The sequence below is a fragment of the Paraburkholderia sp. J7 genome, from assembly GCF_905220155.1.
In the GTDB taxonomy this organism is placed as follows: domain Bacteria; phylum Pseudomonadota; class Gammaproteobacteria; order Burkholderiales; family Burkholderiaceae; genus Paraburkholderia.
Genome location: NZ_CAJMYZ010000047.1, coordinates 1 through 26,676, shown reverse-complemented (window position 1 = coordinate 26,676; position 26,676 = coordinate 1). Strand labels below are relative to the sequence as shown.

Below are 26,676 nucleotides of genomic sequence, written 5' to 3'. Positions count from 1 at the left end.
GAGCGAGCCGAAGAAGTACCAGTAATTGAAATTCTTCGGCGCGTAATATTCAGAGAGATGGGTCTTCCACATTGCAGTGAGCGGGAAGCGCCTGTCGACCCAGCCAAGGAATCCCTTCGTTTCTACTTCATGTTCAGTGCCGCGCGCCATTTACGCTTCTCCTTTTTCGTCCTTGCCGATCACGAGCTGCGTTGCGGACGTGAACATATAAGGCGGGATATCGAGGTTCTGCGGCGCGGGCTTGTTCTTGAACACGCGGCCGGAGAGGTCGTAGGTGGAACCGTGGCATGGACACAGGAAGCCGCCCGGCCAGTTCTCGGGCAGGTTTGGCTGCGGCCCCGACTGGAAGCGCGGCGTGGGCGTGCAGCCCAGGTGCGTGCACACGGCAACCGCGACGAGAATATTTTTATGCTCTGCACGCGATCGAAACTCGTTCCTGCAGTATTCGGGCTCGGGCATCGAAAAGGGATGCGTCGACAGCGGATCGGCAAGTTCGTTGTCCGCCTTCTGAATGCCGGCGAGCATCTGATCGGTGCGGTTGAAGATCCACACGGGCTTGCCGCGCCAGGCCACGGTCATCATCTCCCCAGGCTTGAGATTGCCGATGTCGACTTCAACCGGTGCGCCGGCCGCCTTCGCCTTTTCGGAAGGCGCAAACGAACCTACGAAAGGCACGACCGCGGCCATGCCGCCAACACCGCCTGCTACCGATGCCGCAATCAGCCACGTCCGGCGGCCGCTGTCGACATGTTCGTCTTCCTGAACTTGCATGACATTCCTCGTTTCTGAACTGTTTTTTTTAGGTCGCCTCGACAGCGGCGTACCGACGCGAATGGAGCCCCTAGCGCAGACCTGAAATGTAGTCGGCCACTGCCTTGATTTCGTTATCCGAAAGACGCGATGCAATGGCGTGCATGGGCGCGCTGTTGTCGCGCGCGCCCGCTCCCTGACTGAACGCGGTCAACTGGGCCGCGGTATATCCCGCCCACTGCCCCGAGAGGCGCGGAAATAGCGAGGGAATGCCCTGCCCCGCGGGCCCGTGGCAAGCGGCACACGCTGGCACGCCCTTTTCCGCAATACCGCCTCGATAAATGCGTTGCCCGAGTGCGAGCGTGTCCTTGTCATGCGCGTAGCCGGGTTGCGACTGCTGGGCCGCGAAATAGGCGGCGACATCCGCGATTTGCTGATCGGAAAGCGTGCCCGCCATGCCTGCCATGATCGGGTTGTTTCGAGCCGGCTGGCCGCCGCCTGGAGGCGCCTTGAAATCGCCGAGTTGCTTGACGATGTACCCCGCGTGCTGCCCCGCGAGCTTTGGATACGTCTCGGCCGCGCTGTTTCCATCGGCTCCGTGGCACGCCGCGCACACCTGCGCCACGACGGCCTGGCCTCGACTGGCATCGGGCGCCTCGACTTGCGCCGCATGCGCGAACACCGCCCAACCCGAAAGACTCATGGTCAATTGAAGACTCACCCAAAGCTTGTACATTCGTTTCATTCGCACGTCCTGTTTTGTTTTGTAGGGGCGAGAGGTTCCACCGAGCGCGCCAGCGGCGCAGTTTTTCCGCCCCGGATGCTCGCGCTATCGGGAGCTTCCAGTTTGATCGGAATGAAATGTCCATCCTTGCCGACCCTGGTCGGCGGCAGCCCTTCCCTTTCGCGCCGTTTTCTCTCCTTCGCCAGAGGCGGGCAGCTGTGCTCGTCGTAGTACATCACCATGCAATCGAGGCAGAGCATGCACTCCATCTGATTGATCCGCCCTGTGTCGTCGATCGCGAGGGAACCGCAGCCGGCCGCGCATGCGTGGCAGGTCGTGCATTCGGGCTTGCGCTGTAATTTGAGCAGGCGCAGGCGGCCAGGCAGCGCGAGGCTGGCGCCGAGCGGGCACAGATACTTGCAGAATGGCCGTTCGATAAAAATCGATGCGCCCACAACAAACGTCCAGAACAACACGAAGGGCCACGAGCGGTTGAGCACGCCAACCAGGAAGGTCGTCTTGAACGGCTCGATCTCGGCGAGCTTTTCGGCCCACGGCATCGAGAAGACCGACACGGCGAGCAAGACCGCAAACACGGCATACTTGAGCTTGCGCAGCCGGTTGTGCCAGTGCATCGGCAGCTTGCGCTGCAGTTTTTTCAATCCCACCGCGCGCGCGAGCTTGAAGAGCATCTCGGACATCGACCCGAAGGGGCACATCCAGCCGCAAAACAAGCCGCGTCCCCAGACAATCACGGTGACGGCGATCACGATCCAGAAAACGAAGATGAACGGATCGGAAAGAAAGAGCGAGAGGTTCCAGCCGCCGAACAGCGAATGGATGAACGTCAGCACCTGCGTGATCGATGGCTGCGCCATCTCGTGCCAGCCCGCGAAACCCATCGCAATCAGCCAGCTCGCCGTTTTCGGCCATGAGACCCAGCGCTTGTTCGCGCGCTTCGCCTTGCGCACCCAGCGCTCGCGCGTCGCGAAGAACAGCATGACGGCCACGGCCCAGCCAATGAACAAGCCGACTTCGACCTTCTTCCCGTTCCACGCGTTCCACCAGGCCGGCTTTTCCTCCTGAACCTTCGGACGGCCGCCGTCAAGAAAGCGCGCTGGCAGCCAGTACGGTGAATTGAACGCCAAGAAACGCTTCGCGCCGGTTTGCTTGTCGATGGTGTGCCCGAGGAAGACGAATTTCCACGGATAAGCGGCACTGAAACTCGCGCTCCGAATGATGAAGATGCCAGTCTCGTTGAAGGCCGGTGCGCCCGCCGCCTGCAGCGAATAGAGGTTCAGATAGTCGGAGTCCTTGAACGTGAACGCATTGATCCCCTGCCGGACCTGAATGCGGTCATAAATCCCGCCCCGCACAAATCCCGACCCCTTGAACGACTCCGTGCCGTTCGCCAGGATGAAAAGCGCATGCTCGCCAGGCTTGAGCCGGTTCATGAGTTGCGCGTAATCGTACTCGCCAAGAATGCTCTTGCCGATCGCGGGCGCGTTCAGGTAGCCATAGTAGAGATCGAGATAGGGTGTGCCGCTGTCCGCTGCGCCAACGTCGCTCGCGTGGATCGCGAGGTGCTGGACCGCGCCCATGTCCACGAGCGCCGGCCACCCGTAGCGCGCACTATCGGGCAGCAGTTTTGCCTGCGGCAGGACGGCTTCCTTCACGATGCCGACCTGGCTCGCGATCGCGACCGCGCAGCGTGAGATCAACTGGTTTTCCGCTATTGCCGTGACGGTCGCGCCCGAAATGGCGTCGAGGTTCGCGCCGCCCGCGCTGCCTTGCCCGATCTCGAAACGCGAACCGGCGAACCGGCCAACGTATTGCCGCAGGAATGCGAGCAGCTTGCTTTCGGGTATCCCGACCAGCAGGATGGGCTCGCTGTGCTTGAGCACCCTGACACCGGCAATCCCCCCTTTCGTGTCCATCCCGATCAGCGTGACGATAGGTTTGCCGGAGTAGCCCAGTATGTCGACGATATCGGTGGAGAGGAATACGTAGCCCTTGAGCACCCGAGCGTGGCCGTCGTTTGCATAGGCCTCGACATAGGGCGGGCTGCCCTTGCGCGCCGAGAACTCATTTGCGCCCGGCAGCACGCCCGCGCAGTCGGTCCATTTGCACAGCTCCGGGCGGCTGAACAGTTCGTCCGGCAATTCCTGCTCATAGATCGAAGCAAAGGCCGGGTGGGTGAACGAAAAAAACAGCGCAAAAAGCAGTGCGAAAATTGGCGCGAAGCGTGGTGCGAACAACGAGATCCGGAACGAAACTTTCATTTTGTCGCTTTGTGGGAGCCGCCGGAAATGGTGCGACATCGACGCGATTAGTTATCCGAAATGCGCCGTAACAGCGAAGACGTCCCGACGCCGCGCCGCTTGCCTGACCCCGGCCAGCGCGGCGTCGCCTCGCTCACGTCACTGAATCTTCGAGACCATGAAGTCGACTGCCGCCTTCACCTCGTCGTCCTTCAGGCTCGGATTGCCGCCGCGCGACGGCATCATCCCGTTGTTGCCGGTAAATCCTTCCAGCGCGTGCTTGTACAACGTCGGCTTGCCCTTCGCGATACGCGGCGCCCAGTCTGTCTTGTTGCCTAGAATCGGCGCGCCGCCCGCGCCGGTTTGGTGGCACATGAAGCAGACGCTCTTGAACACCTTCTCGCCACCGGGGGTCGGCGCCGCGGCCGGCGCGGTGCTCACCGCCACCTTGATGAAGCCTGACGACGCCGGCACGCCTGGGTCGAGTGCCACCACGCCGATGGGCGCAATCGACTTCGGCGTGACGCTGCCCACTTGCGAGGCTGCGCTGCTCTTGTCACATGCAGAAAGGCCGAGCACGAGCGCAAAGCCGATTGCTGCAATCACGATATTACGAGTTTTCATGGTCTTTCCTTATCGAGGGAAATCAGGGTTCTTCGCTCAAGGCATCCGACAAGTCGCGCGCAACCGCAGCGTCGAAGCCCAGCAGCGGCTGCGCGAGCAGCCGGGCAATCAGCATGCGCACGTTGTCCCACGGCTCCATACCGATTTCGCTGACCGGGTCGTCGACGGTCCGGCCATCCGGCGTATGGCAATGATTGGGAAACGTGTGGAGCGTGGGGTGCACAGGCGCGGTATCGATACCCATCGCCGCTTCGCCCCAGCGCCAGTTCATCGCGTACTCGTTTGGGTCTGCAATGCGCAGCGTCAGTTCGACACCATTGGTCAAACTCAATTCGAGCGCATCGCGGCATAGCGTGACCGAGGCCAGTTGCGTCGCGTCGAACGCCGCCTCGATCTGCTCCTTCAATTCGATGTGCAGCATGATCAAACTCCCGTGGCCAGCAGTTCGCGCAACTGTTCGCGGATGACTTCGCGCGTATTCGCGAGCGTCTTCGCACCGAGGTAGTGCTCGTAGGCCGGATGTTCTTTCACGCTGCCCGCCGCGATCAGCGCGAGCAGCGCTTTCTCGTCGGCGGCGCGATATCTGGCGAGGATCAGTTTTCGGTCCTCGCGCAGGTCGTAGAGCATGCGGCTCAGCGCATCGATCTGCTGGGCCGCTTCCGAGGGAACGTTCTGAAAGAAGTGTGTCATCTCTGTTTCCTTACATGCTCTGGTCCTTGACCACACCGCCGTCGGTCGTGGCCATCTCGCTCGTGATCTGGTTGAAGTGATAAAGCCGGCCGCCTTCGGACTGCGCGAATTGTGCGGCGTCGCTCTCCTTTGCGAATGAAACGAAGGTCTGCCCCATTGCGCCATGCTTCCTGGAACCGACCACGTAAATCGCCTGCGTTGCGTCGATCCAGTGGCCCTCCGGGTGCCGCCAGTCGGCCGCACCCATGTCCTGCACGTACATCACGCTGATCTTGCGATCGTGTTCGGGGCGCAGATAGACCGAAAAGAGCCCGAGCGTGTCGCAAAAAAAGTCGGCATGGCCGTCCGCATAGAGCATCTGCGCCTTCGGTCCCGGATATTCCTCGAGGCTCATGCCGTCGAGCACGCTTACCGTCGAATCGCTGATCTCGTGCGGCGCGGGCAGCGCGCGCGAATCGTTTTGGCAACCGGTTGCGAGAACAACGGTAAGCACGGTGACTGCCATTGCGGCGATCGTCTTGATGGAGTAGCGTTTCATCGATTGAATCTCCAGGCAGCGAGCCCGAGCGGTGCCGCGATCCAGGCGAGCATCACGGGGCCGAGAAAGAGCGGAACGGCCAGCCCGGATGGAAACACGCTCAGGAGTCCATACATCGTGCGCAAGTCTCCCGGGCCGAAGATGTTCAGAATCCGGAAAACGTCGGACGGATTGAGCATGAGCAGGAGCGGGAACAACGGGCCGAGCGCCGCGCCGCCCGTGAGCACCAGCGCGCCGAGCAACAGCAGGTCGTACACGAGCACGAAGAAGAACCACAGCGCGATCGCCACGCCGCTCGCCGAGGTGCGGCTTGCGCAAAGCACCGAAGCGCACACCGCGAGGCTCAAGAAGACGCAGCCAAGCAGTACCGCGCTGATGACGAAGCCCGCGTATTGAAACCAGTCGGCGGCCGGCGCGCGCACGGCGATCACGATGCCGGCGAGGCCGAAGCCCGCAAGCGTCGCGCAGGACAGTGCCGCGGCGAGTCCCGCGTACTTGCCGAGCAGCAGTTCGACGCGCGTGACCGGATACGACAACAGCAGATTCAACGTGCCGCGCTCGCGCTCGCCAACGATCGCATCGAACCCGAGTATCAGCGCGATCAGGGGCAGCAGATAGATCGTGAGGCTGACGAGACTGGCGATCAGCGCTTCGACGCCGTGAAAGCCAACGGCGCCCTGCGTGGCCGCGCCGAAGTACGACGTCGCCAGCGTGAACACGCCAAACACGAGCGACACGGCGAGCACCCAGCGGTTGCGGATGCGGTCGCGGAACTCTTTTCCCGCGATCACGCGGATCTGCCGCCACGACGAACACATAGCGAGGTTCATACGCTCACCTCCATGCAACCGAGAAACACGTCTTCGAGCGACGGCTCGTGGATCTGCAGATCCGCGAGCCGGCCAGACAGCGGCGACAACGCAGCAATGGCGGTCATCTTCGCGTCGCGGGGGCACTCGAATGCGATACGGCGCCCGAGAATCGTCAGGTCACAAAACGGTTCGCGGCGCAAGGCCGTCACGATCGGGTCAATGTCGTCCGATAGCGCGACGACTTCTATGGAAAGCGGCAGGTTCGCTTCATCGCGCAGCGCGGGTACACTGCCCGCCGCGCGAATTCGCCCGGCCTGCAATATCGCGAGACGGTCCACGCGCTGCTGGATCTCTGCAAGGATGTGCGAGGTGATGACGATGGTCGTCCCCGCTTCCTGACGGGTCTTCAGTGTTTGGTAAAACTCACGGATGCCTTCTGGGTCGAGGCCGTTCGTCGGCTCATCGAGAAACAGCAGCGACGGCTCGCCGAGCAGTGCTTGCGCAAAGCCGAGCCGTTGCTTCATCCCCTTCGAGTATTCGCGGACTTTGCGCGCAGCCGCGCCGTCGAGACCCACCTGTTCGAGAAGCGGCATGCACTGGGCCGTGTCGACACCCTTCAGCCGCGCGAAAAAGCGCAGCGTTTCGAGCCCGCTCAGGTTGTCGTAGAGCACGACGTTCTCCGGCAGGTAACCTATCCGGCGCTTGACAGCCCGAAAGCGTGGAGCGCCGGTGAATGTACCGTCGACCTGCACACGCCCTTCATCCGCGGAAAGCAGACCGAGCATGAGCTGGAACAGCGTGCTCTTGCCCGCGCCGTTACGGCCAATCAAACCGAAGAGTTCGCCCCGGCGCACAGTCAGGTCGACACCGTCCAGCGCGCACACCGCGCCGAACGTCTTCGCAACGCCGGTGATTTCAATCATGCTGCCTCCAGACCCAGTTCGCGCAGCCCGGGTGAAAAGGCTTCATACGCGGCGCGTCGTCGACGACACTCGGCACGGCTACGAGCGGGAACTGCTGCGCAATCAGGCGCAGCGACTGCACGGCGGGGCTGTTCATGAGCACTTTCACCGCTGGCACACGCCAGGTAAGCCGGTCGACGAGATCATTCGCCGTATAGGGAATATCGCCAATGCCTCGGCCGCGCTTGTCCCAGCCAAAATAGTTGCTCCAGTAGTTTCCGGGCCACGCGACATCGCTTGCCGCAACATAACGGATCTGCTCCCGGTTACCGATGAAGTCGTTGCCAGTCACGTCGTTATGGACCGAACCGCCCCACAGGTGCACGCCGACCGTGTTGTCCACCACGAGGTTGCCGCGGATCGTGTTGTATTCGGCGTCGTAGATGAAAAAGCCGCGCTGGTTGCCGGCAACCACGTTGTTCTCGACCACAGAGTCTTGCAGCGTGCGCAGCATGATGCCGTGGTCCGTGTTCCCCCACACCCGGTTGTTCTTCACGACCTGGTTGCGCGACTCCATGATCGCGAGGCCGCCCCGGTTGTGATAGACCTCGTTGCCGTCCCAGACGTTGTAGTACGAGTTCATGTAATGCGTTCCGTAGCGAACGTCGTGTATCGAGTTGCCTTTGAAGAGCGCATGCTGCGACACGTCGACGTAAATGCCATCACGCGAATAGCTGATCGTGTTGTGGACGATTTGCGCACCCGTCGTGTTGTAGAGCTGGATGCCGTTGCCTCGATCGGGCGAGCGCAGGTCGCGCTTGCCGACGATCACGTTGTCGCGCACGCGCACGTCCGCCGAGTGTTCGATCCACATGCCGAACAGGTTGTAGACGAGTTCGCAGCGATCGATCTGCGCGCGGTCCGAGCCGGGCTGAACGTACACGCCCGCATTCTGCGCGGTCAGGTCAGCACCGCTGTTGACGATCGCAAGACCGCTGATCGTCACGTCCGGCGCCGCGATACGGATGACATCGCCCGCATTGCGCCCATCGATCATCGGCCGGCCGATTCCGCGCAGCGTGAGGCGCTTGCTGATCTTGAGATTCTCTTCGTAGCGGCCGCCATAGACCACGACCGTATCGCCCGGCCTGGCCGCATCGATCGCCGGACCCACCCGCTCGCCAGGATGCACGGTGAGCGTGGCGGCAGCGACAGTGCGCACAAAGAGTGTGGCAAGTACGGGCACCGCAACAAGTGGAAACTCCAGCATTCTGGACTGCCAACGATAGGATTTTTCAAGGTTCAAACCAGGTCCGCTGGGCGAGCCGTGGAACTCACGTCGTTCCCGGCTCGCCCGCGCCTTGGCTACTGCGTTGACGCGCTATGCCTGCACGAGCATTCGCGAGCGCATTTCAAGGTGCAATGCGTGACAGAAGTTCGTGCAGTAGCACCAGTACACGCCCGGTTTATCCGCGATGAACGTGACGGACTGGGTTTGCTGCGGATGAACGACGAAGTTGATGTTGTAGAACGGAATGGCAAAGCCGTGCGTGAGATCCTCGACCTTGTCCAGATTCGTGAGGATAATCGTGACTTCGTCGCCCTTCTTCACCGTCCACTCGCGCAGGCCGAACACCGGCGCCTGGGAGGTCAGATACACCGTGACCTTCCGGCCCTGGCGCTCGACGCGGCAGTCCTTCGCGGCCTTCACGGCAAGCGGAAACTCGTTCAGATCGTAAATCTGCCGTGTCTTGATGATGTCCCGGCGCACCATGATCGAGTCGTGCGGCTCCGGATAAAGCGGGTGGTCGCCCACGATCACCATCTTCTCGCCGCTGATGTCGATCAGTTGCGAGCTGTCCGGGTGCAGCGGGCCGACGGGCAAATACCGGTCCTTCGAGAATTTGTTATCGGAGATGAAGAACTGACCGTCCGGCTCCCTCGTCTCGCCCATCGAGGTGAAGCCGTGCCCCGGCTGATAATGGACGTCGACGCGATCGACCACGACTTTCGCGTCCTTATCGCCTTGGTACGATTTCATCGCAGCGGCGAGGTCCCACTTGACGATCTGGCTGTCGAGGAAGAGCGTGGTGTAGACGAAGCCTTTGCCGTCGAACCCGGTATGCAGCGGCCCGAGACCGATTTCGGGTTCGGCGACGACAGCGTCGCGCGGATCCTTGATTTCGCCGTCGAACCACTTGAGCATCAACTCATGCGAGATCACGGTTGCCGTCGGCGACAGCTTGCCTGCACACGCATAGTATTTGCCGTCCGGCGATATATTGACGCCATGCGGATTCTTCGGCACGGGCACGTAGCACGTAAGCGCCGTTTTCGGGTCCGCGCTTGCCTCGTGCGTGCCGTCGACCACGGGCACCGTCGAATTGCCGATGTGGAAGAACTTGCCGGCCTTCACTGCGGCTTCGATGCGTGCGACGTTGAAGAACACGCAGGCGTCGCGCTCGGCCGACATCATGTCTTCGTAGTGCACACCGTTTTCGGTGTTGTACTGATTCGAGCAGGCAAGCTTGCCGTCGTACGACGTCGCGACGAGGTCCATGTTACCGTCGACCTTCACCTGCCAGCGCGGTTGCATCGTCTTCGCATCGAGGCAGGTGAACAGACAGAAGTACTTCTTCGGGTCGTTCAGATCGCGGCCGTCGTTGGGCTGCGGCGTATGGAATTCCGCACCGCAGAAAACGCGGGTCGTCGAATTAATCTTGTCGTCCAGCGGATCGCGCTTGTCCGGAAAGATGCCGTGAAAGCCCTGCACGTTCGGCAATTGCGTGATCGCGTCGCACTCCATCGTGTCGAGACGTACGCGTGCGACCCGCGCGTTGATCTTGTCGTTCACGAAAATGTACCGGCCGTCGTATACGCCGTCGGTGTACGACATATGAACGTGGTGCGTATCGCCGGTAATGTAGTTTAGCTGACCATTCGGCCTCGTGCCGATGATCTTTCGCGATTCGTTCGTGATGCCCCAACCCGACATGCAATCGACGTTGAACACCGGAACGCGCCGGATTTCGCGCCCGGAAGGCAGCCCGTGCACGCGGAGGTCGCCCGAGTGCCCGCCGCTCGAAAATCCGTAGTACGTGTCGAGCTTTCCCGGATGCACCTCATACTTGTCCCAATCGATGGCAGGGGTGGCGCTCGCGCCGCTTGCGCCGCTGCCCGCGTTGCCCGTTGCCGCGACAGTGGCCTCGCCGCCGCCCTTGTTGCACGCAGCCAGACCGAGCGACAGACTCGCGCCCGCCAGACCAGCAACCGCGGAGGAAGCAAGGAACCTGCGACGCCCAGTGTCTTGTGGAGTTAAGGTCTTTCCAGATTCTTCTTTTGAAATTGTCATCACGCTCTCGCTCGTCAATTCGTTTCAACGTCGACAAATCGCCTCGAAGCCCGGCCGATCATTCCGTGGACCCCGACGTAAATCGCTGCTATAAAAAAATCGGCAAATTGATAAATCGCATTTTTCCCTTTCCCCAAAAAAGACACCGTTTATCGTTCTTCGTGACGCATGTTTCCCATTCGCTTTCAGTTCGTTTCCGATCCGCGCACAGGTTTTCAGTCGGGTAGTTTGGCGTGCCGCTCGCAAATGCGACTTGATTTATCTTAAAAAGAAGTACGCGACATACGTAATTCCATGCCCATGCGGCGATCGGACGCGAGGGACCGTGTCGCCTGTGTCAAAACGCCCAATTTGACGCGGCTCAAACGTGTTGATAATCAAAAAAACATAATGGCAATCGTCGCCACGCATTGAATTTTCAGTCTTCCCGACGCGATATTGTCTGGAGTATTGGCAAATTGTTCATTTACCGAAAAATCATCCTGATTACGCTGTTTTTTATCGCAGCCATTGCTGCCGGATTCTGGCTCACGCTCAGCACACCGGAAGTCTATGTTCAGGGAACCTATGTTTTCGGCACTCGCGTACAACTGGCGCTTTACGGCGTGCCGCTCGAAAAAGCGCAGCAGGACGCCGACGCAGTCTTCGCGCACTTCCAGACCATGCATCGCTCGATGCACGCATGGCAGCCTTCGGAACTCACTCGGCTCAACAACAGCATCGCGGCAGGCGAGCCCTTCCAGGCATCGACGGAACTCGCGCAGATCCTGCGCGCGGCGCAGCAACTCTCACTCCAAACACACGGGCTTTTCGATCCCGCCATCGGCAGGCTCATTCGACTATGGGGCTTTCAGGCCGATCAATTCGACGTGAAGCCGCCATCGAGCGAAGTGGTCGAGAGCGAATCGGCGCTGCGCCCGCGTATGGCGGACCTCACGATTTCGCCCACTGGCGTCGTCACGAGCAGCAATCGCGCGGTCGCGATCGACTTCGGCGGATACGCCAAGGGTTGGTCGCTGGACGACGCCGCTGCGATCCTCAAGCAGCGTGGCGTGGAAAACGCGTTGATCGACGTGGGCGGCAACCTGCTCGCGATGGGAAGCAAAGGCGGCACGCCCTGGCAGGTCGGCATTCAGGACCCGCGCAAAGCCGGCGCGCTCGCGACGCTCGACCTGCGCGACGGCGAGGCGATCGGCACGAGCGGCGACTACCGGCGCTTCTTCGAGTCCGACGGCGTGCGCTACTGCCACATCCTCGACCCGCGCACCGGTTATCCGGCCACGCAAAGCGAGTCGGTGACCGTGCTCGTGAAGCCCGGTCCGCATGCGGGCGCGTTGTCCGATGGCGCGAGCAAGCCACCGTTCATCGCAGGTTCTGCTCAGGCGATGCCGCTGGCGCGCAAGGTCGGCGTCGAGGCCGTGCTGCTGGTCGATACGCAAGGTCGCGTGTGGGCGTCCGCGCCCATGGCGGCGCGGCTGCGCTTCACGGATCCCTCGCTGCGCCCCGCGCCGCTCGATTGAATGGCCTTCGCCATGATGAACGCACCCGGCATCGACCTGCGCAACGTGAGCTTCAGCCGCGGCGGACGCGCGATCCTCGACAACGTCAGCATGACGGTGCCAGGCGCGGGGCTCGTGGCGATCGTGGGCTTCAACGGCGCGGGCAAGACGACGCTGCTCTCGCTACTCTCTACGCTTGCCACGCCTCGCAGTGGACGCATTTTGGTCGACGGTATCGACGCAGTCGCCATGCCGCAACAGGTTCGTTCGAGAATCGGTGTCGTGTTTCAGGAGTCCGCGCTCGAAGCGCGTTTGAGCGCGTATGACAACCTGAGCTTCATCGCGCGATGCCAGGGATTGAAAGGCCGCACGCTTCGACAGCGTATCGACGAACTGATGACGGCGTTGGGACTCGAAGCGCTCGCGGCGGTCCCCGTCCAATGCCTTTCCGGTGGCCAGCGGCGGCGGCTCGAACTGGCGCGCGCACTCATCTCGCGGCCACGCGTGCTATTGCTCGACGAACCCACGCTGGGCCTCGATGTCGCCACTCGCCGGGTGTTCTGGGCAGAAATCAGAATGCTCGTTGGCGCGGGCCATACCGTGCTGTGCTCGACCCACCATGCCGATGAAGCGAGCGATGCCGATCGCGTCGTCGTGCTGCATGGGGGTGGCGTGCTTGCGGATGGACCATGGCATACGCTATGCGCGCGCGTTCCCGGTACGATCCGGCTGCAGGTACCTGACACTGGAACGGCACGCCGCTGGCTCTCGGCGCAGGGCTATCGGGCGACGATCGACGAACACGGCCTCGCCGTAGCGGTCGCCAATGCGCGGACCGTGTTGCCTGCGCTGCTGCAACGCATACCGTGCCGGGTCACGAGCGTGGACGTCACCACGCCAAACCTGATGGATATCGTGGACCACTGGCGCGAAGCACGCGAAAGCGAGCCATGCCGCCTGACCGAAAGGGCAGCCGCATGAGCAACGTGCTCGCGATCATCTGGTTCGACCTGAAGCGCTTCTGGGCGTCGCCACTGCGGATCCTGTTCGGACTCACGCAGCCGCTGCTGTATCTGTTCGTTCTCGGCGCAGCACTCAGGAGCGGCACCTACGCGGAGGTCAGCGGATACCAGGCGTATATCTTTCCGGGCGTCGTCGGCCTTTCGTTGATGTTCACGGCGATCTCGGCGGCGGTCGGCATCGTGCACGATCGGCAAACCGGCCTTCTGAACGCCCTGCTGGTTTCTCCTGTGAAGCGCGCCGAGATCGCAGCGGGCAAAATCGGCGCAGGCGCGCTGCTTGCCTCGGTGCAGAGCGCGCTCCTGCTGCCGTTCTCGCCGACAATCGGAATCGGACTTACGGCGCCGCGCCTCGCGCTCCTCCTGCTTGCCATGGTGCTGGCCGCGCTCGCCTTTTCCGCACTCGGCCTCGCACTCGCACTGCCGTTCCGGTCGGTGATCGTGTTCCCGGTTGTCTCGAACACGCTGCTTCTACCCATGTTCTTCCTCTCGGGCGCGCTCTATCCGCTCGATCTCGCGCCGGACTGGATCCGGCTCGCCGCCGTTTTCGACCCCGCAGCCTATGGTGTCGACTTGATGCGCGGCGTATTGACGACCCAGTTCGCGATCGCACCGGCGCGCTCGCTCGCCGCACTCGCGGCGTGTCTGGTCGCCGCGGGCTGGCTCGTCGTGTGCGGCATCAGCCGGAGCGACGCGTAGCAACTTTGATGAATCGAAGGAGATTTTCCATGGGTGAATTCAGTATCTGGCATTGGCTAGTCGTCTTGCTGATCGTCTCGATGGTGTTCGGCACGAAGAAGCTGCGCAATATCGGCGGCGATCTAGGCGGTGCCGTCAAAGGATTCAAGGAAGGCATGCGGGAAGCAGAGGCACCGGCACTCGCTCAGGATACCGAACTGACCTCGGCCATCCTTGTCGATGTCGACGCAACGAAGAAAGCATGTCACCCGCAGGAGCTGCGATGAAATGCGACGCGAAGTGGCGGGAACGGCTCGGGTGGCCTCGAGAGCGCGCAATATGATGCCCGTACGCGGACGCTTTCACGTACCGTGCATTTGGGAAACGCACCACGTGACGCCTCTGGTCCATCTCAGGATACTCAATCAGATGCCGCTGCCGTGCGGCCCGATCTCGACGAGGGGCAGCTACTACCACATGGAGGCGACGCCGCGCGCCGGTGGCAGCGCCATCACGCTCGTTTTCGAGCGTCATTGCGCGGAAAAGCTGCTGCGCCGGCTGGGAAGAGACTTACTGCCCGTTTTCGACCCGATCGCGCAGTCGCTTGCGAGCGCCGGCGCCGCTCCGCTCTCCCGATTGCGCATGGGCGCACTCAATGCAGATCTGTTCGACGCGATTCACATGCTGTGCATTGTGCGGGGAGCGGTGCCGCGAAACGGCGTAACGCGCACGCTGGCGGCGCTGCGCCGCAATCCGGATACGCCCGTGCAGCGTCACGAAATCGTCCGCTTTGCGCAGGCACTGGCAAACGACGGTGGCCGCTCGCTCTCGCAAGCCATCGATCTCCTGCGCAAGGCCAATCCGCGATTGCGGGAATTTTCGTTCGAATTCCTGCGCGCCCGGATGATACGGGAAGGACTGCCAATTTACCTTTGAGCCTGCCCGCGAATGCTCACGGGCGGAAACTTGTCAGGCAATAGGTGAAGAGGAGATTCACCCCTTTACGCCTATTCGCTCCGAAGCCGCGGCAAGTATCACTATGCATCCAGTCATCGCGACGATCGCGGAGGATTCGAGATTCGACTTCTGCCAGTACGCTGAGCGTGCCCCCCGCGTGCTGCGAGCACAGCCGTGATCAGCGTCAGCGCAAAAATCGCGAGCGCCACCGCGCCTGCAATGCCGCCTGCCCGTTGCAGCCAGAAGATTTCGGCCAGGCCGCCTGTCACTCGCATGGCGAGGCCCGTGTGGAGCACGAAGAGGGGCAGGTAAAACATCGGATGATATTTCACCGGCAATCGCGTCAGCGCGGGCACGATGACCGGGGCATGTCCAAATACCATGGAAAACACGAAGCCGAGCGTGAGCGCGTGGAGGGCCGCGTCGTACCAGGGATGACCCGGCATCAGCGCGCCGAGCGCGCCCAGGACGCCGCCCAACGCGAGCCATCCATAGCCGCCGAGCAGGCACACGGCGATAAACCGGGTAAGCGCACGTTGGCGCACCGTGCGACGCGCGATGTCATGCCTCGCCAGCCACACTGCGAGTAGCACGAGGCCAGCGGCGAACAGCCGTGTACCTTCGTCCGGTTGCCAAAGCGCCCAGGGCAGGCTCGCGATCATCAAAGTGACCGGCGCGAAAAACGAATATCGGGCGGAGCGCGGCAGGCGCAGCATGCGTGTGAGTTCGAGACGCTCGCCTGCGATCGTCAGGATCAGAAAAGAGAGCCAGCACAGCACGCAAGCCGACACGTCGTCGGTGATCAGCCATACCAGGCTGCCGAACCACCAGCAGAGCACTGCGAGCGCGAGCACGGCGAGATGGAGCGCGGCCTGCCTGCGCAGCACCTGCAGACTCGCGATGAGAGAGACGCTCGCCCCGACCATGAGCAGCGATTGAGCGACGACCTGCGCTGCACCGGCAATCAGCACGATACCCGCAGCGATCGCGCTGGCGGGGGCCAGCAGATAAATCGTTCTTTGCAGCGCGACCGCGCGTTCGAGGCTGACAAGCGCACCGAAAAAGACGGGGAGCATCAGCACGCCATGCCACGCGACACTGGACATGGCGTGCAAGGGCAGCCGAACACCCAGACGGGCAAGACCGGCCAGAACCGCGCAGACGAGCACGAGAACGATCGTCAGCGCGGCAGCGAGTTTTGCAAGGCGGCACAGCAATTGGGCAATGTTCATGGTACGTGTTCGCTTGTCGCGAAACGACGCCAGGTCGCGCGCCGTCAGTCTGGCTCCCAACCCAGAACCGTGCGTGCGGCCTCGCTCATCATGGCGGGCTCCCACGCGGGTTCCCAGACGAGCACGACTTCGACAGGCAGGCCTTCGGGCACCGACTCTTCGGCTACGGCCCGCACTTCGTCCATGATCATTTGCCCCATTGGACAGGCAGGCGAAGTCATCGTAATTTCGATCTTCAGCATCTCACTGCTGAGTTCAATGCCATACAGAAGGCCGAGGTCGACGATGTTGACGCCCACTTCCGGATCGATCACGCAACGCAGCGCGTCTCGGATCTCAAGTTCTTCGTCTGTCGGATCGAATTTGAGGCGAGTCGTGTTCATGGCAAAGGACAACCGACAATGTGGGACGGACATTTCAACCGGGCGGTGTCGGCCAAGCGGCGTTCATACCGGCCAAATCATTCATGGTTGATGAATGTTTTAGCCATGATAGCGCGCGACCGCATTCGGGCGCTGTGCCAATTGGCCGCAGCGCACGGGCCCGTAACGAACGCGAACCCGGCAAGAAGAAGCGGCGCTGTTTCACGGTCCTGTTCGGGATGGGAAACCACGCGGCGTCGAGCGTTATCGCCCGATGGCTTCGTTTGGCGCGCCGCCGCTGTGCGAATACCATTGGCGCCGCGGGGTGGAGCAGTCTGGCAGCTCGTCGGGCTCATAACCCGAAGGTCGTAGGTTCAAATCCTACCCCCGCAACCAATATCGATGCCCGCTCAGCGAAAGCAAGCGGGTTTTTGCTTTGGAGCGTTCCGTCTGCGGAAAGAGAAAGCCCTCGCGGCCAGGCGTCGGGGCATAGTGCCTGCTCCGCATCCGCCTTGATGCCGAGATCTGCAGTGGCGGCGGCGGACCGACCTTTGTAGGCCAGCCAAGCTAAGCGTCACGCGTGGCTGCTTCGCAGCGGTGGGAATGCACACCACGATCATGCGTTGAGTCAAGAAGCGCTTCACGCCTGAGTTCGTCATGCGATGGGACCGGTTTGCAAAATCCGCTGGTTGTTCATGGAGAGTCGACGAGACGTATGTGAAAGTCCGAGGCAAATGGGTCTATCTTTACCGTGCAGTTGATCGTGCGGGAAAGACAGTTGACTTCCGGCTTGGCGCCAGGCGCGATGTCGCTGCGGCCAAGGCTTTCCTGGCGAAAGCGATCAAGAGTCAAGGGCTCGCTCCTAAGACCATCACGCTGGACGGCTACGCTGCGTCTCACCGCGCGGTGCGCGAAATGAAGGCGAAGGAGTTTCTGCCCGCGGACACAACGTTGCGATCGTCCAAGTATTTGAACAATTTGATCGAGCAGGATCATCGCAACATCAAGTCCCGGGTCAATGCAATGCTCGGCTTCAAACGCTTCAGGAATGCGGCCATTACGATATCGGGCGTCGAGTTGATGCATCGCATTCGCAAAGGCCAGTTCAACCTCGCACGGTTGCGCCTCAAAGATACCACTGCGCCCGCTGTTTGGAAGGCAGTTCTTTCAGCATGACGGTGCAATCGTGAACACGCCGTTTTTCGCTCGCGCTCCTAATTTGCACCGCAGCCGTCGTGCGTGCAGCGTATGAAACGCAAAGCAACATTGCCACTGGTGGAACGATCGCCCCGAGTTGAGCGTTTTCCAGGTGTCGTTCGCAGTCCTTTCAACGAGCGGCCGTTGAAACCGAGATGGGCACCCATCTTCGAAAGCGAGACAGGTGCGAGAAAACATCTCAGGATGAATGAGCCGGCATGTGACGCCACGAGGCAGCCTGCCCCCTGCCCGCGTGCTTAGCTTAGTAGGCACCGCCGGTATCGACAGTCAGGTATAGCATGTCATGCTCGAGAATGCTGATGAATTGCTCGTCCTCCAGGATCAGTTCCTCAAGAACGTCACTGTTCGAAAGCACACCGATCACCTGCCCTGAATCCATGACCGGCAGATGCCGGATCCGCCGGGTATGCATCAGCGCCAGGCATTGTTCACAGGTGTGCTGGGGCGTGACGTAATACACCTCCGTAGTCATGATCTCGCCAACCTTCGTCTCGGCGGCGCTGCGGCCGGCCAGTTCGACCTTGCGGGCGTAGTCGCGCTGAGACAGGATGCCGACAAGATTGCTGCCGTGCAACACCAACACGGTGGTGACATCTTTTTCGGCCATCAGACGCAGTGCCGTTAGCACTGCGTCGGCGGGGCCGACCGAGATCACCTCCCGGGGCTTCCCAGACAGAATCTGTTTGGCGGTCTTTCTTTCCTTTTTCATGGTCGTCTCCCATAGAGAACCGGCATTTGCGAGCGCCAATGCCACCGATCTGCTCGCGAAGCATGGGGAGCGTCCGCAAATCAGATATCGAAGTAAAGATAGAACTCCCATGGGTGCGGGCGCAGCCTGACCGTGTCGATCTCATGCTTGCGCTTGTACTCGAGCCACGCGTCGATCACATCTTCAGTGAAGACATCGCCTCTGCGCAGGAACTCGTTGTCGGCCTCGAGCGCGTTCAACGATTGATCGAGCGAACCCGGCACCTGGCGGACGTTCTTCGCTTTCTCGCGCGGCAGAGGAATCTCCCTGCGCAACTAGTGATCGTGTGCTAGCGCCTCAAGACGGGCGTTTCCCGCGTCTTGTGCCGCACGCGGCGTGGCGTAGGGTTCTTCAGCTACGAGCGAGATGACCCACACCCAGCCGCCGATCTGTTCGGCCGTCTGCACGAATGCGCGCACGTTGCCTTTGTCCTTGGTGTTCATATGACCTCCTCACTAGAAAAACACAGGAAGCGTCGCCCGTGCCGCACAGGGGGGAACATGGGCGACGCGGTCGCCGGGCCAAGGATCAAGGCAGCTTGCCGATGATCGCGCCGAATTCGCTCTTGTTTTGAGGGTTCGCAGCGCTCGCGTGCGGACGTTGCCAGCGCAACCCAACTCCCCTGTCATTTACACGACCGGGCCGGCCCGTCGCGGGCAGTTCTGGATGGTGGCAATGCCCTGATCGGTGAATCGTATGAACACTACATAAGTCGCCGACACGGTTGACCTTGACGAGCAAACGCCGCGGGTCAGCCGTGTGGGATATGGCGCTGTTACACCCAGCCCGCGCGACACTTCATTTTAGGCAATGGGAACGGCCACGGGTTCGTCCTGCGCCGATCACCGCCCGGTCAGCTTTCGAAGGATTTTCTGCTCGATGCGCTCGTGCCGCTCGAGCGCCTCATCGAGCGTGCTTGCGCCAAAACGCTCATTCTCATCGCGCGCTTTCATTCCGTCGACGCGCGTCACGAAGAGCCCAGGTTCTCCAGTCCTCGCCTCGGCCACCCCACGAAAGCGCGTCGTGACCGTCACGCCGGACTCTTCGAGCAGCGTGCGGCGAAAGATCAATTCGTTCTCGGCCATCCAGCGCGACCACTCGCTGCGGTCGAACACCTCGACGGGCGTGTTCTTCGCATCGAGGACGTAGATGCGTTCACCCTGAGGCGGGATCGAGCGGGATTTCATCATTGTGAAGCCGCGAGCAGGAAACCAATCGCCTGCTGCCACCAGCTATTGTCGACGCGGCCAATCCAGTCGTTATGCTCCGCCGCCGCCACGATCTTCGGTTGCTTCGGACTGTTCAGCGCGTTATGCAGCGCCTCGCCGAAGCGTGCGGGGACGATGCTGTCGCGTTCGCGCGAGCCGGCCGCGGCGACCACGCCGGCCCCGAGTGATTCCACAATGAGCAGCACAGGGGCGCCGTAGAGACGATGCGCAAGCTCGATGGTCGCTTGCGCGTCGGCGACCAGACTTTCTTCATCCGGCTTGCCATCGCGTGGCCCGTAGCCCGGATATTCGGCGAGTATCACACCAGTCGCAGCGGGTTGAGCGCCGCGGCGTAGAAGGAACGATGTCCGGCATGCCCCGCATTGCCATGAAAGACAATGGCCGTGCCGCGCACGCTGCCGGGCGGTTGGGCGATGAAGCCCCGGAACGTCTCCTGTTCGCCCAGGCCACAAGCCGATCGGAAACGACGTCCTCGATTGCAGCCTTCTCGGGAAAGTAGATGAAACGTTCCTGCTACATGGCAGTGCCTGGAAGAACAGTCCTCAGTATGAAGTCCGCTACATGCGAAATCGAGGCTGGGCTAGCGATGCCGCCTTCCTGCCCTACATTTGCGCTATGCCAGCAAATTCAGCCTGGATGCTTCTTCGACGTAAATAGTCCTTGCACAACGGGGAGACTGGCAGAGAACGCACCGCGCCCGGCAGTCCGCCGTCAGCGCCGTCCTATGCTGCATACTCAAGTTCACGATACTCGAAGAGCCAAGGACATGGTTGCAGACCTCGCATACTCGTGGTTGGCATTCAGCGCGTCCGTAGCCGCTGCAAAAGCCGCCGGCCGCCCGCTTGTCGCGTTGGAGTCGAGCATCATCGCTCACGGCATGCCCTATCCGGAGAACATTCGCACCGCGCGCGAGGTGGAGGCCCTGATCCGCGTAGCGGGAGCCGAGCCGGCGACGATTGCGCTGATCGGAGGGCGAATCCACATCGGTCTTTCCGACGACGAGCTGGAACTGCTCGGCCGCGCGGACCATGTGCACAAGGTTAGCCGGCGCGACCTGCCGGCCGTGCTCGCTGGCGGCGGCCTTGGCGCCACAACAGTGGCTGGCACGATGATATGTGCCGCGCTGGCCGGCATCGAGGTCTTTGTCACCGGAGGCATTGGCGGCGTGCACCGGGGCGCGCAGGAGACCTTCGACATCTCGGCTGACCTGCAGGAATTGGCGAAGACCTCCGTGGCAGTGGTTTGCGCCGGTGCGAAGTCCATCCTGGACATCGGGCTCACGCTGGAATATCTGGAAACGCTCGGCGTGCCGGTGCTCAGTTGCGAGCAGGACAATTTCGCTGCCTTCTACACGCGCGACAGCGGCTATCGCGCGGACTTCAGGCTGGACGACGCAGCAGACCAGGCGCGCTTCATCCGCACCAAGTGGGACCTGGGCCTAAGTGGCGGTGTGTTGTTAAGCACACCTGTGCCGCAAGCGGCGGCAATGCCGTCCGATGAAATTGACACGTTGACTCAGCAGGCGCTCACCGAAGCCAAGGCGCAAGGCATTACCGGTAAAGCCGTGACCCCCTTCCTCCTGGCTCGCATCAAGGCGCTGACCGGTGGACGCAGCCTGGCGACAAACATCGCACTCGTGAAACACAATGCCGAGGTCGGGGCACGGCTGGCGCTGGCGTTGGCGCACACAGAGCGCGGCAAAGGCGCGGCGTAACCAACGGGACGTCCGTTCTCTGCCAAACGTCAGGCTCGCGCCGTGCAGAAGCGCTTTCCAGTGTGCGAGTCCCGCCCGTCAAACGCCCGCGTGTGCCATTCACAACCTGCGCGCCGTCGCGCGGCCTTGTCTTTTCGTCATTTCGTTGCGTTACGTTGCCTGCCTTGCCCGCATGCCGTTCGTGAAGTAGATTTTTCTAGTGAAGTCCGAGGCGGGAGGGACAGCCATGGAACTGAGCGTAGAACGTGTCGATGTCTGGGCAGCCACCATCGACGACAAACCGGGCGGCGTTGCGAAGGTCTTAAGCGTCTTGCGGGATGCCGGTGTCGACTTGCAGTTCATCGTGGCGCGCCGCATGCCAGAGGCACCGGGTAAGGGGATCGTGTTTGTCGCTCCACTGCAGGGAGACAGTGCGATCCGTGCCGCCACGCAGGCGGGGTTCAGCGTTACCCCGAGCCTTCACTCCATCCGTGTAATGGGTCTGGACCAACTGGGCATCATCGCGCTCTTGACCCAGACGTTGGCGGATGGGGGTATCAACCTCCGCGGCGTTTCGGCCGCCGTACTTGGCACGCAGTTCATCGCTTATATCGCGGTCGACTCGCTGGGCGATGCCGAAAAGGCAATCGACATTCTGCAAAGGGCCTGAAGCGCCCATACCGGATCGCGCACCGGGAGGCCGAGAGTGACGAAGACGCCATCGACCAGAAGGCGGGTACTTTGGGCGCTCTCGGTCTGCGCTATTGCGACCTGCATAGCAGTAGGCGGGGCATTCCTGTTCGAGTTGTCGGTGATCGGCCATGCGGTGCGCGATTTCCGCCGGGACGAGGCAATCGCGCAAGCACGCGGCGCGCGTGGCGAGCCGGCTACGTCCGAGCAGCGCCTCAATCCGCCCTATCTGAAGCAGTACGGATTGGACCGCAGCCTGTACGCGGACACTCACGGAAACTTTTCGCCAACCGGTGCTAACTGGAGGCAATGGGGGTTGCGAACCAAGGCCGCAGCCACGGTGATGTGGCTGGGTCACGATCCACCAGGGACATGGTGGACCTACGTTCAGATCAAGTGCGTCGACCGCTTTCCTCAAGCTCATGCCGACAGCGAGCCGATCGTCGATGTTGCCGACGCTTGCCTCGGCGAACCGCATTGATCGACGCACCGCAAGGCATCGCGGCCACGGCTATCCTGCGCGTGGACCCCGCGAGCGCCATTCGACAACTTGCGACGCCCGCACAAATTACCCGTGGTCATTTCTGATCATTTGAACGCCCGGCACCGAGTGCCTCGAGCAACGGCCGGAGGGCATCCAGTTCCGCGCCGAAGCCGCTCCAGTCTCCCGCCTTCAGCCGCTCGATGGCGCGGTCATAGTGGGCAAGCGCCTCGCGCGCTCGCGCGTCCACCGTGCCTCGGGGCAGCGATGCTGCCTGCGCGGTCTCCTTGAAAAGCGCCGCCATGGCTTCACCCAGCGTGTCCTCCATCACCACGCGCTCGCCATAGGCGGCAATCACCCGCTTCAGCTCCGGCAACTGACCGGATGCCGCACGCAGATAGAGCGGAGAAACGTAGAGGATCGAATCCTCGATCGGCACAACCACAAGATGGCCGCGAATGACGCGTGAGCCCATCTGGTTCCACAGCGAGATCTGCTGCGAGATCTCGGTATTCTGCTGAATACGCGCTTCGATCTGAAACGGCCCAAAGACCAGCTTGTCCTTCGGAAACGTATAGACGATGAGCTTGCCGTACGCGGATGGATCGCAACGCGCCACCATCCAGGCAATCATGTTTTCCCGCTGACTGGGCACCATGGGCAACATGAGGATGAACTCGGCGCGGGCAGCGCCGGGGAGCCGCATGATCGTGTAGTACGGCGGCATCGTGCTGGGAGCGCCCTCGCCATCCATGCCGACCAGTTCGCGGGGAAACTGCCACAGATCCTCGCGGTTGTAGAAGACCTCCGGCGCTTCCATGTGATAAGCGCGGTAAATCTGCGCCTGGATCAGGAAGAGATCTTCGGGGTAGCGGATGTGACGTCGAAGCTCCGGCGGCATCAGCTCCAAAGGCTTGAACACACCCGGGAACGCCCGCTCGTATGTGCGCAGCAGCGGATCCGCGGGATCGCTGACGTAAAAGCCAACCGTGCCGTTGTACGCGTCGACCACGACCTTGACCGCGTTCCGGATGTAATTGGCGCCGTCGCCAAAACCCGGCCGGGAGTAAGGAAACCAATGGCTGACGGTGTAGGCATCCTGAATCCAGAACAGGCGCCCGTCGCTTGCGACGACATAGGGGTCGTGATCGAGATTCAGGAACGGTGCGATCGTACGCACGCGGTCCTGAATGTTGCGGTGAAGCAGGATCCGGCTCTGGTCCGTGATATAGCCGCTCAGCAGGATGTTGGGATCGTCGAGCTGCCAGGCGAACAGGCTGCGTCGCGCCACGCTGCCGATGCTGACGCCGTCGTTGCCGCTATACGTCGTGTAGGCATTGGCCGCACCTTGGGGATAGTCGAATTCAGCGACATTGCCATTCACGATGACATAGTCCTGCTGGCCTTCGCTGAAATAGAGGCGCGGTTCCCGAATGGCCGGCCCGCCGTTGGAGACGGGCGGAATATCCCGCAGATAGAAAAAGGGCAAGCCTTCGGCGGACTTCTCGGTGACGGGCGACATCACGACGCCGATACCGTGAGTAAAGATAAGGTGCAGATTCACCCAGGTTTGGGCGTTGGGCGGAAGCATCGACGGTACCAGTTCGCGCGCCGACAGCATGACCTGCCGGTATCCGGCGTCAAGCTGATAGCGGTCGATGTCCACCGAGAGAAATTTGTAGTAAGTCCTGATCTCCTGCAACTGTGCGTAGGTATCCATCAGCGGTTGCACATCCCATAGCCGGATGTTGTCGGTGGTCGCCCGATTCGCCTGCAGCGAGTCGAGAGTCAATCCCTGCCCAGCCTCAAACGGTTTAACTTCAATCTGTGCGAGGCCGTAAGCCTGACGCGTTAGCGCAATAGTGTGCTCGATATAAGGAGTTTCGAGTCCCAGCTCGCTCGGTTTGACATAGAAGCGCTGAAACAGCAACGGATAGATCACAGCGAACACAAACCAGCTGCCGAATACGAGCAGCGCGAGAACGGCAGGCAGCAGGTGGCTGCGCCGGCGCATGTTGATCCAAAGGGCAACGGACGAGGCCGCGGCAAGACCGACAAGCATCCACAGGACGGGCAACTCGACGTGGACATCCATATAGCTCGCACCGACCACGACGCCATTGTCGCCATATAACAGCAGAAAGCGGTCGAGCCACCACGACCAGGCCTTCACCGCAAAGAACAAACCGAGCAGTGCCGAACCATGGGTGATGGCGGCGGCCGAAAGCGTCCGTGGCGGTCGCTCCGGCGCGATGTCACCGCGCAACCCGTAGACAGCGCCTGCCACGATCGCGCTCCAGACGACCAGCCACAGCAGCCAGCTCTTTAGCGCGACATACGCGGGGAGCGAGAAGAGATAAAAGCCGATGTCCCTCTCGAAGATCGGATCGCGCTCGCCAACAGGAACCTGATAAATGAAGCGTAGCGCGATGTCCCAGTTCGAAATTTCGCCGGCGGCAATAACCAGCCCCAAAGCAACCGCGGCGCAGGCAATACTGGAGCGCCAGGGAACGTGCGGCGCGACCAGTTCGGCCAGATCGCCGGTGACGACCGTCGCCCCCGATGGATCGAGCGCTAGCGCACGCGAGATGGCGACGGCCTTCGCGTAACGGTGAGCCACCATCCCCGATAGCCCTATCGCGCACGCCGAGAGTGCGAACACCGCGGTAAACAGCAGCGCTTTCGCGAAAAGGATGGTCCAGAAAACGGCGCCATAGCCGACCGATGAGAACCATAGCCAGTTGACCAGGATGCCGGTGATGCGTCCGACGACAATCAGGCCGGCGATGATGGCTATCGCCGTGATTGCGTAACGTCTCAGGCGCGCGCCGGACTTCACGCCCGACCGCATAGTCCCTCCTGCGCATGGCTGTCGCCGTTGCCTTGAAATGAGCTGTGCGGCCCGAGTTCAGATGAAACGCGCTCAGACCAATTAAATGATTGTAGTCCGGTATGGCAGTTGGCCTCGACACCACGCGTACACGGGCACTACCGGCGTTGCCTTCGTCCCATACGATGAGCGCTGCAGCAAGACGCGCACACGGGCTCTGGTGCAAATAGGGTCGGCGAATCGGTTAGAGCTGTCGGAGCAAAACGAACTGATGAACCGCGATGAGCAAGCCGAAGAGTCTGGAGGAGTTGTTCGGTGGACGCCATTTTGATCGGGAGATCATCATTCTGTGTGTTCGCTGGTACCTGCGCTACAAGCTCAGCCTGTGCGATCTGGTCGAGATGATGGCGGAACGGGAATTGTCGCTGGCTCACACGGCGATCCTGCGCTGGGTGAGGCATTACACGCCCGAGTTCGTCAAACGCTGGAACCGCTTTGCTACACCTGCGGGTCGCTCGTGGCGCGTCGACGAGACCTACCTGAAGATTCGTGGCAGGTGGGTCTACCTGTATCGGGCGGTGGATCGGGCTGGCCGGACGGTGGACTTCGTACTCAGGGCAAAGCGCGATGTCGCCGCAGCCAAAGCTTTTTTCAGCAAGGCCGGTTGGCGAACTGGCCTGAGCGGCAGCCGGGCGAACAAACAAAGGCGTTATCAGCTTGACGGCAAGAATGAACGAAGAGGTCCGTCTTGGCTTTTTACAAGGATGTTCTCCATGCAGCCAGGCATCGGGATATGGGCGTCTTGCCTGGGCGACTCTTCAGGCGTGGGGAAGCGTGCGTAGTACGGCATCAACTGATTAGTGAACGAAAGAAACATGCAGACTGTTGCGGTACTCGACTTCGAAACAACCGGGCTTTCGCCGAATCTGGGCGACCGCGCTACCGAGATTGCCGTCATCCTCCTGCGTGACGGTCAGATTGTTGATCGTTACCAGAGCTTGATGAACGCAGGACGGCGCATCCCGTCCGATCTCGTTGCTCTCACCGGCATCACGAACGACATGATCGCGTCTGCCCCGCCTGTATCGAAAGTCATGAGGGAATCTGCAGCGTTTGTTGGAAACCATCCCGTCGTTGCCCACAACGCAAGCAGTTTTGGCAGGCAGAACTGGGGCTTCTTGGAGTGCCAGCGGAGCATTCGTTTGCTTGCACGATGCTCGTCGCCAGGCGGATCTACCCACGTGCCCAGAGCCACCGCCTGGCTAGTTTGGCGGAGATGCTTCGGTTACCGAAATCGGGTCGTGCTCACCGGGCAATGGTTGACGCTGAGGTCGCCAGCCATCTATGGTGCCGATTGCAGCACGACATCGCTCAAACTTACGGGCTG

At 61.4% G+C, this 26,676-nt stretch carries 25 protein-coding genes, 1 tRNA gene and 6 pseudogenes; 12 read left to right on the top strand and 20 right to left on the bottom strand.

Annotation, left to right across the window (positions count from 1 at the left end):
• The 12 genes and pseudogenes from U5A58_RS39515 to nosZ all read right to left on the bottom strand — a co-directional run.
• Positions 1-150, bottom strand: a pseudogene (locus U5A58_RS39515) (cytochrome bc complex cytochrome b subunit); the annotation flags it as partial.
• Positions 151-771 carry a ubiquinol-cytochrome c reductase iron-sulfur subunit gene (gene petA, locus U5A58_RS39510; protein ID WP_321965344.1) on the bottom strand — a complete coding sequence of 207 codons (621 nt, stop codon included), beginning with the start codon at positions 769-771 and terminating at the stop codon, positions 151-153.
• A gap of 70 nt (positions 772-841) precedes the next feature.
• On the bottom strand, positions 842-1,495 hold the full coding sequence (locus U5A58_RS39505; protein WP_321965343.1) for a c-type cytochrome: 654 nt from the start codon (positions 1,493-1,495) through the stop codon (positions 842-844).
• Positions 1,492-3,756 carry a 4Fe-4S binding protein gene (locus U5A58_RS39500; RefSeq protein WP_415774362.1) on the bottom strand — a complete coding sequence of 755 codons (2,265 nt, stop codon included), beginning with the start codon at positions 3,754-3,756 and terminating at the stop codon, positions 1,492-1,494. Before U5A58_RS39500 ends, U5A58_RS39505 begins: the two co-directional genes overlap by 4 nt.
• Positions 3,757-3,894: 138 nt before the next feature.
• Positions 3,895-4,359, bottom strand: coding sequence for a c-type cytochrome (locus U5A58_RS39495; protein WP_321965342.1), 465 nt, complete (start codon positions 4,357-4,359; stop codon positions 3,895-3,897).
• 22 nt (positions 4,360-4,381) lie between these two features.
• Positions 4,382-4,780: a hypothetical protein gene (locus U5A58_RS39490; protein ID WP_321965341.1), complete on the bottom strand. Its 399-nt coding sequence runs from the start codon at positions 4,778-4,780 to the stop codon at positions 4,382-4,384.
• 2 nt (positions 4,781-4,782) lie between these two features.
• A complete protein-coding gene (locus U5A58_RS39485) occupies positions 4,783-5,049 on the bottom strand; it encodes a hypothetical protein (protein WP_321965340.1) in 267 nt (88 codons plus the stop codon).
• A gap of 10 nt (positions 5,050-5,059) precedes the next feature.
• The gene (locus U5A58_RS39480; RefSeq protein ID WP_321965339.1) at positions 5,060-5,587 is read right to left on the bottom strand and encodes a nitrous oxide reductase accessory protein NosL; all 528 of its coding nucleotides are present in this window, start codon (positions 5,585-5,587) and stop codon (positions 5,060-5,062) included.
• Positions 5,584-6,417 carry an ABC transporter permease gene (locus tag U5A58_RS39475; protein ID WP_321965338.1) on the bottom strand — a complete coding sequence of 278 codons (834 nt, stop codon included), beginning with the start codon at positions 6,415-6,417 and terminating at the stop codon, positions 5,584-5,586. Before U5A58_RS39475 ends, U5A58_RS39480 begins: the two co-directional genes overlap by 4 nt.
• The gene (locus U5A58_RS39470; RefSeq protein WP_321965337.1) at positions 6,414-7,322 is read right to left on the bottom strand and encodes an ABC transporter ATP-binding protein; all 909 of its coding nucleotides are present in this window, start codon (positions 7,320-7,322) and stop codon (positions 6,414-6,416) included. The genes U5A58_RS39475 and U5A58_RS39470 overlap by 4 nt, the downstream gene beginning before the upstream one ends.
• On the bottom strand, positions 7,315-8,571 hold the full coding sequence (locus U5A58_RS39465; protein WP_321965336.1) for a nitrous oxide reductase family maturation protein NosD: 1,257 nt from the start codon (positions 8,569-8,571) through the stop codon (positions 7,315-7,317). Before U5A58_RS39465 ends, U5A58_RS39470 begins: the two co-directional genes overlap by 8 nt.
• A 111-nt stretch (positions 8,572-8,682) precedes the next feature.
• Positions 8,683-10,653, bottom strand: coding sequence for a TAT-dependent nitrous-oxide reductase (gene nosZ, locus U5A58_RS39460; RefSeq protein ID WP_321965335.1), 1,971 nt, complete (start codon positions 10,651-10,653; stop codon positions 8,683-8,685).
• Positions 10,654-11,129: 476 nt separating this feature from the next.
• Between nosZ and U5A58_RS39455 the strand changes: the two genes are divergently transcribed.
• The 5 genes from U5A58_RS39455 to U5A58_RS39435 are packed head-to-tail and all read left to right on the top strand — an operon-like array spanning position 11,130 to position 14,785.
• Positions 11,130-12,173 (top strand): FAD:protein FMN transferase, encoded by a 1,044-nt coding sequence (locus U5A58_RS39455; RefSeq protein WP_415774363.1) that lies wholly within the window; start codon positions 11,130-11,132, stop codon positions 12,171-12,173.
• A 12-nt stretch (positions 12,174-12,185) separates the two neighbouring features.
• Positions 12,186-13,133 (top strand): ABC transporter ATP-binding protein, encoded by a 948-nt coding sequence (locus U5A58_RS39450; protein ID WP_321965334.1) that lies wholly within the window; start codon positions 12,186-12,188, stop codon positions 13,131-13,133.
• On the top strand, positions 13,130-13,870 hold the full coding sequence (locus tag U5A58_RS39445) for an ABC transporter permease (protein ID WP_321965333.1): 741 nt from the start codon (positions 13,130-13,132) through the stop codon (positions 13,868-13,870). Before U5A58_RS39450 ends, U5A58_RS39445 begins: the two co-directional genes overlap by 4 nt.
• 29 nt (positions 13,871-13,899) lie before the next feature.
• Positions 13,900-14,136 (top strand): Sec-independent protein translocase subunit TatA, encoded by a 237-nt coding sequence (gene tatA / locus U5A58_RS39440; protein WP_321965332.1) that lies wholly within the window; start codon positions 13,900-13,902, stop codon positions 14,134-14,136.
• Positions 14,084-14,785: a hypothetical protein gene (locus tag U5A58_RS39435; RefSeq protein ID WP_321965331.1), complete on the top strand. Its 702-nt coding sequence runs from the start codon at positions 14,084-14,086 to the stop codon at positions 14,783-14,785. The genes tatA and U5A58_RS39435 overlap by 53 nt, the downstream gene beginning before the upstream one ends.
• A 113-nt stretch (positions 14,786-14,898) precedes the next feature.
• On the opposite strand, the gene U5A58_RS39430 is transcribed toward U5A58_RS39435, so the two are convergent.
• Positions 14,899-16,038: a hypothetical protein gene (locus U5A58_RS39430; RefSeq protein WP_321965330.1), complete on the bottom strand. Its 1,140-nt coding sequence runs from the start codon at positions 16,036-16,038 to the stop codon at positions 14,899-14,901.
• Positions 16,039-16,082: 44 nt separating this feature from the next.
• Positions 16,083-16,421: a metal-sulfur cluster assembly factor gene (locus U5A58_RS39425; protein WP_321965329.1), complete on the bottom strand. Its 339-nt coding sequence runs from the start codon at positions 16,419-16,421 to the stop codon at positions 16,083-16,085.
• Between the two features lie 298 nt (positions 16,422-16,719).
• Between U5A58_RS39425 and U5A58_RS39420 the strand changes: the two genes are divergently transcribed.
• Positions 16,720-16,796: transfer RNA gene (locus U5A58_RS39420), tRNA-Met, on the top strand.
• Positions 16,797-17,033: 237 nt separating this feature from the next.
• A pseudogene (locus tag U5A58_RS39415) lies at positions 17,034-17,576 on the top strand (IS6 family transposase); the annotation flags it as partial.
• Between the two features lie 283 nt (positions 17,577-17,859).
• On the opposite strand, the gene U5A58_RS39410 reads toward U5A58_RS39415, so the two are convergent.
• From U5A58_RS39410 to U5A58_RS39390, 5 genes and pseudogenes are all read right to left on the bottom strand, one after another.
• Positions 17,860-18,327 (bottom strand): CBS domain-containing protein, encoded by a 468-nt coding sequence (locus tag U5A58_RS39410; protein WP_321965328.1) that lies wholly within the window; start codon positions 18,325-18,327, stop codon positions 17,860-17,862.
• An 80-nt stretch (positions 18,328-18,407) separates the two neighbouring features.
• Positions 18,408-18,623: pseudogene (locus U5A58_RS39405) on the bottom strand (type I glutamate--ammonia ligase); the annotation flags it as partial.
• A gap of 18 nt (positions 18,624-18,641) precedes the next feature.
• Complete coding sequence (locus tag U5A58_RS39400; RefSeq protein WP_321965327.1) at positions 18,642-18,809, bottom strand: hypothetical protein; 168 nt, start codon at positions 18,807-18,809, stop codon at positions 18,642-18,644.
• A gap of 399 nt (positions 18,810-19,208) precedes the next feature.
• Positions 19,209-19,553: a hypothetical protein gene (locus tag U5A58_RS39395; protein ID WP_321965345.1), complete on the bottom strand. Its 345-nt coding sequence runs from the start codon at positions 19,551-19,553 to the stop codon at positions 19,209-19,211.
• Positions 19,553-20,096: pseudogene (locus tag U5A58_RS39390) on the bottom strand (alpha/beta hydrolase). Before U5A58_RS39390 ends, U5A58_RS39395 begins: the two are co-directional and overlap by 1 nt.
• Positions 20,097-20,361: 265 nt before the next feature.
• Between U5A58_RS39390 and U5A58_RS39385 the strand changes: the two are divergent.
• The 3 genes from U5A58_RS39385 (at position 20,362) to U5A58_RS39375 (ending at position 22,459) form a co-directional block, all read left to right on the top strand.
• On the top strand, positions 20,362-21,309 hold the full coding sequence (locus U5A58_RS39385; protein WP_321965326.1) for a pseudouridine-5'-phosphate glycosidase: 948 nt from the start codon (positions 20,362-20,364) through the stop codon (positions 21,307-21,309).
• Between the two features lie 226 nt (positions 21,310-21,535).
• On the top strand, positions 21,536-21,958 hold the full coding sequence (locus U5A58_RS39380; RefSeq protein WP_321965325.1) for an ACT domain-containing protein: 423 nt from the start codon (positions 21,536-21,538) through the stop codon (positions 21,956-21,958).
• 36 nt (positions 21,959-21,994) lie between these two features.
• Positions 21,995-22,459 (top strand): hypothetical protein, encoded by a 465-nt coding sequence (locus tag U5A58_RS39375; protein ID WP_321965324.1) that lies wholly within the window; start codon positions 21,995-21,997, stop codon positions 22,457-22,459.
• Positions 22,460-22,556: 97 nt separating this feature from the next.
• On the opposite strand, the gene U5A58_RS39370 is transcribed toward U5A58_RS39375, so the two are convergent.
• Entirely contained in the window at positions 22,557-25,310 is a 2,754-nt protein-coding gene (locus U5A58_RS39370; protein ID WP_321965323.1) for a UPF0182 family protein, read from the bottom strand.
• 260 nt (positions 25,311-25,570) lie between these two features.
• Here U5A58_RS39370 and U5A58_RS39365 point away from each other — a divergent pair.
• Together U5A58_RS39365 and U5A58_RS39360 are read left to right on the top strand one after the other, a co-directional pair.
• Positions 25,571-25,975 (top strand): annotated as a pseudogene (locus U5A58_RS39365) (IS6 family transposase); the annotation flags it as partial.
• A 189-nt stretch (positions 25,976-26,164) separates the two neighbouring features.
• Positions 26,165-26,676 (top strand): annotated as a pseudogene (locus tag U5A58_RS39360) (PolC-type DNA polymerase III); the annotation flags it as partial.

Coding starts and splice junctions, on each gene's coding strand:
- petA (WP_321965344.1), bottom strand. CDS start 771: ATGCAAGTTCAGGAAGACGAACATGTCGACAGCGGCCGCCGGACGTGG.
- U5A58_RS39505 (WP_321965343.1), bottom strand. CDS start 1,495: ATGAAACGAATGTACAAGCTTTGGGTGAGTCTTCAATTGACCATGAGT.
- U5A58_RS39500 (WP_415774362.1), bottom strand. CDS start 3,756: ATGAAAGTTTCGTTCCGGATCTCGTTGTTCGCACCACGCTTCGCGCCA.
- U5A58_RS39495 (WP_321965342.1), bottom strand. CDS start 4,359: ATGAAAACTCGTAATATCGTGATTGCAGCAATCGGCTTTGCGCTCGTG.
- U5A58_RS39490 (WP_321965341.1), bottom strand. CDS start 4,780: ATGCTGCACATCGAATTGAAGGAGCAGATCGAGGCGGCGTTCGACGCG.
- U5A58_RS39485 (WP_321965340.1), bottom strand. CDS start 5,049: ATGACACACTTCTTTCAGAACGTTCCCTCGGAAGCGGCCCAGCAGATC.
- U5A58_RS39480 (WP_321965339.1), bottom strand. CDS start 5,587: ATGAAACGCTACTCCATCAAGACGATCGCCGCAATGGCAGTCACCGTG.
- U5A58_RS39475 (WP_321965338.1), bottom strand. CDS start 6,417: ATGAACCTCGCTATGTGTTCGTCGTGGCGGCAGATCCGCGTGATCGCG.
- U5A58_RS39470 (WP_321965337.1), bottom strand. CDS start 7,322: ATGATTGAAATCACCGGCGTTGCGAAGACGTTCGGCGCGGTGTGCGCG.
- U5A58_RS39465 (WP_321965336.1), bottom strand. CDS start 8,571: ATGCTGGAGTTTCCACTTGTTGCGGTGCCCGTACTTGCCACACTCTTT.
- nosZ (WP_321965335.1), bottom strand. CDS start 10,653: ATGACAATTTCAAAAGAAGAATCTGGAAAGACCTTAACTCCACAAGAC.
- U5A58_RS39450 (WP_321965334.1), top strand. CDS start 12,186: ATGATGAACGCACCCGGCATCGACCTGCGCAACGTGAGCTTCAGCCGC.
- U5A58_RS39445 (WP_321965333.1), top strand. CDS start 13,130: ATGAGCAACGTGCTCGCGATCATCTGGTTCGACCTGAAGCGCTTCTGG.
- tatA (WP_321965332.1), top strand. CDS start 13,900: ATGGGTGAATTCAGTATCTGGCATTGGCTAGTCGTCTTGCTGATCGTC.
- U5A58_RS39430 (WP_321965330.1), bottom strand. CDS start 16,038: ATGAACATTGCCCAATTGCTGTGCCGCCTTGCAAAACTCGCTGCCGCG.
- U5A58_RS39425 (WP_321965329.1), bottom strand. CDS start 16,421: ATGAACACGACTCGCCTCAAATTCGATCCGACAGACGAAGAACTTGAG.
- U5A58_RS39410 (WP_321965328.1), bottom strand. CDS start 18,327: ATGAAAAAGGAAAGAAAGACCGCCAAACAGATTCTGTCTGGGAAGCCC.
- U5A58_RS39400 (WP_321965327.1), bottom strand. CDS start 18,809: ATGAACACCAAGGACAAAGGCAACGTGCGCGCATTCGTGCAGACGGCC.
- U5A58_RS39395 (WP_321965345.1), bottom strand. CDS start 19,553: ATGAAATCCCGCTCGATCCCGCCTCAGGGTGAACGCATCTACGTCCTC.
- U5A58_RS39385 (WP_321965326.1), top strand. CDS start 20,362: ATGGTTGCAGACCTCGCATACTCGTGGTTGGCATTCAGCGCGTCCGTA.
- U5A58_RS39380 (WP_321965325.1), top strand. CDS start 21,536: ATGGAACTGAGCGTAGAACGTGTCGATGTCTGGGCAGCCACCATCGAC.
- U5A58_RS39370 (WP_321965323.1), bottom strand. CDS start 25,310: ATGCGGTCGGGCGTGAAGTCCGGCGCGCGCCTGAGACGTTACGCAATC.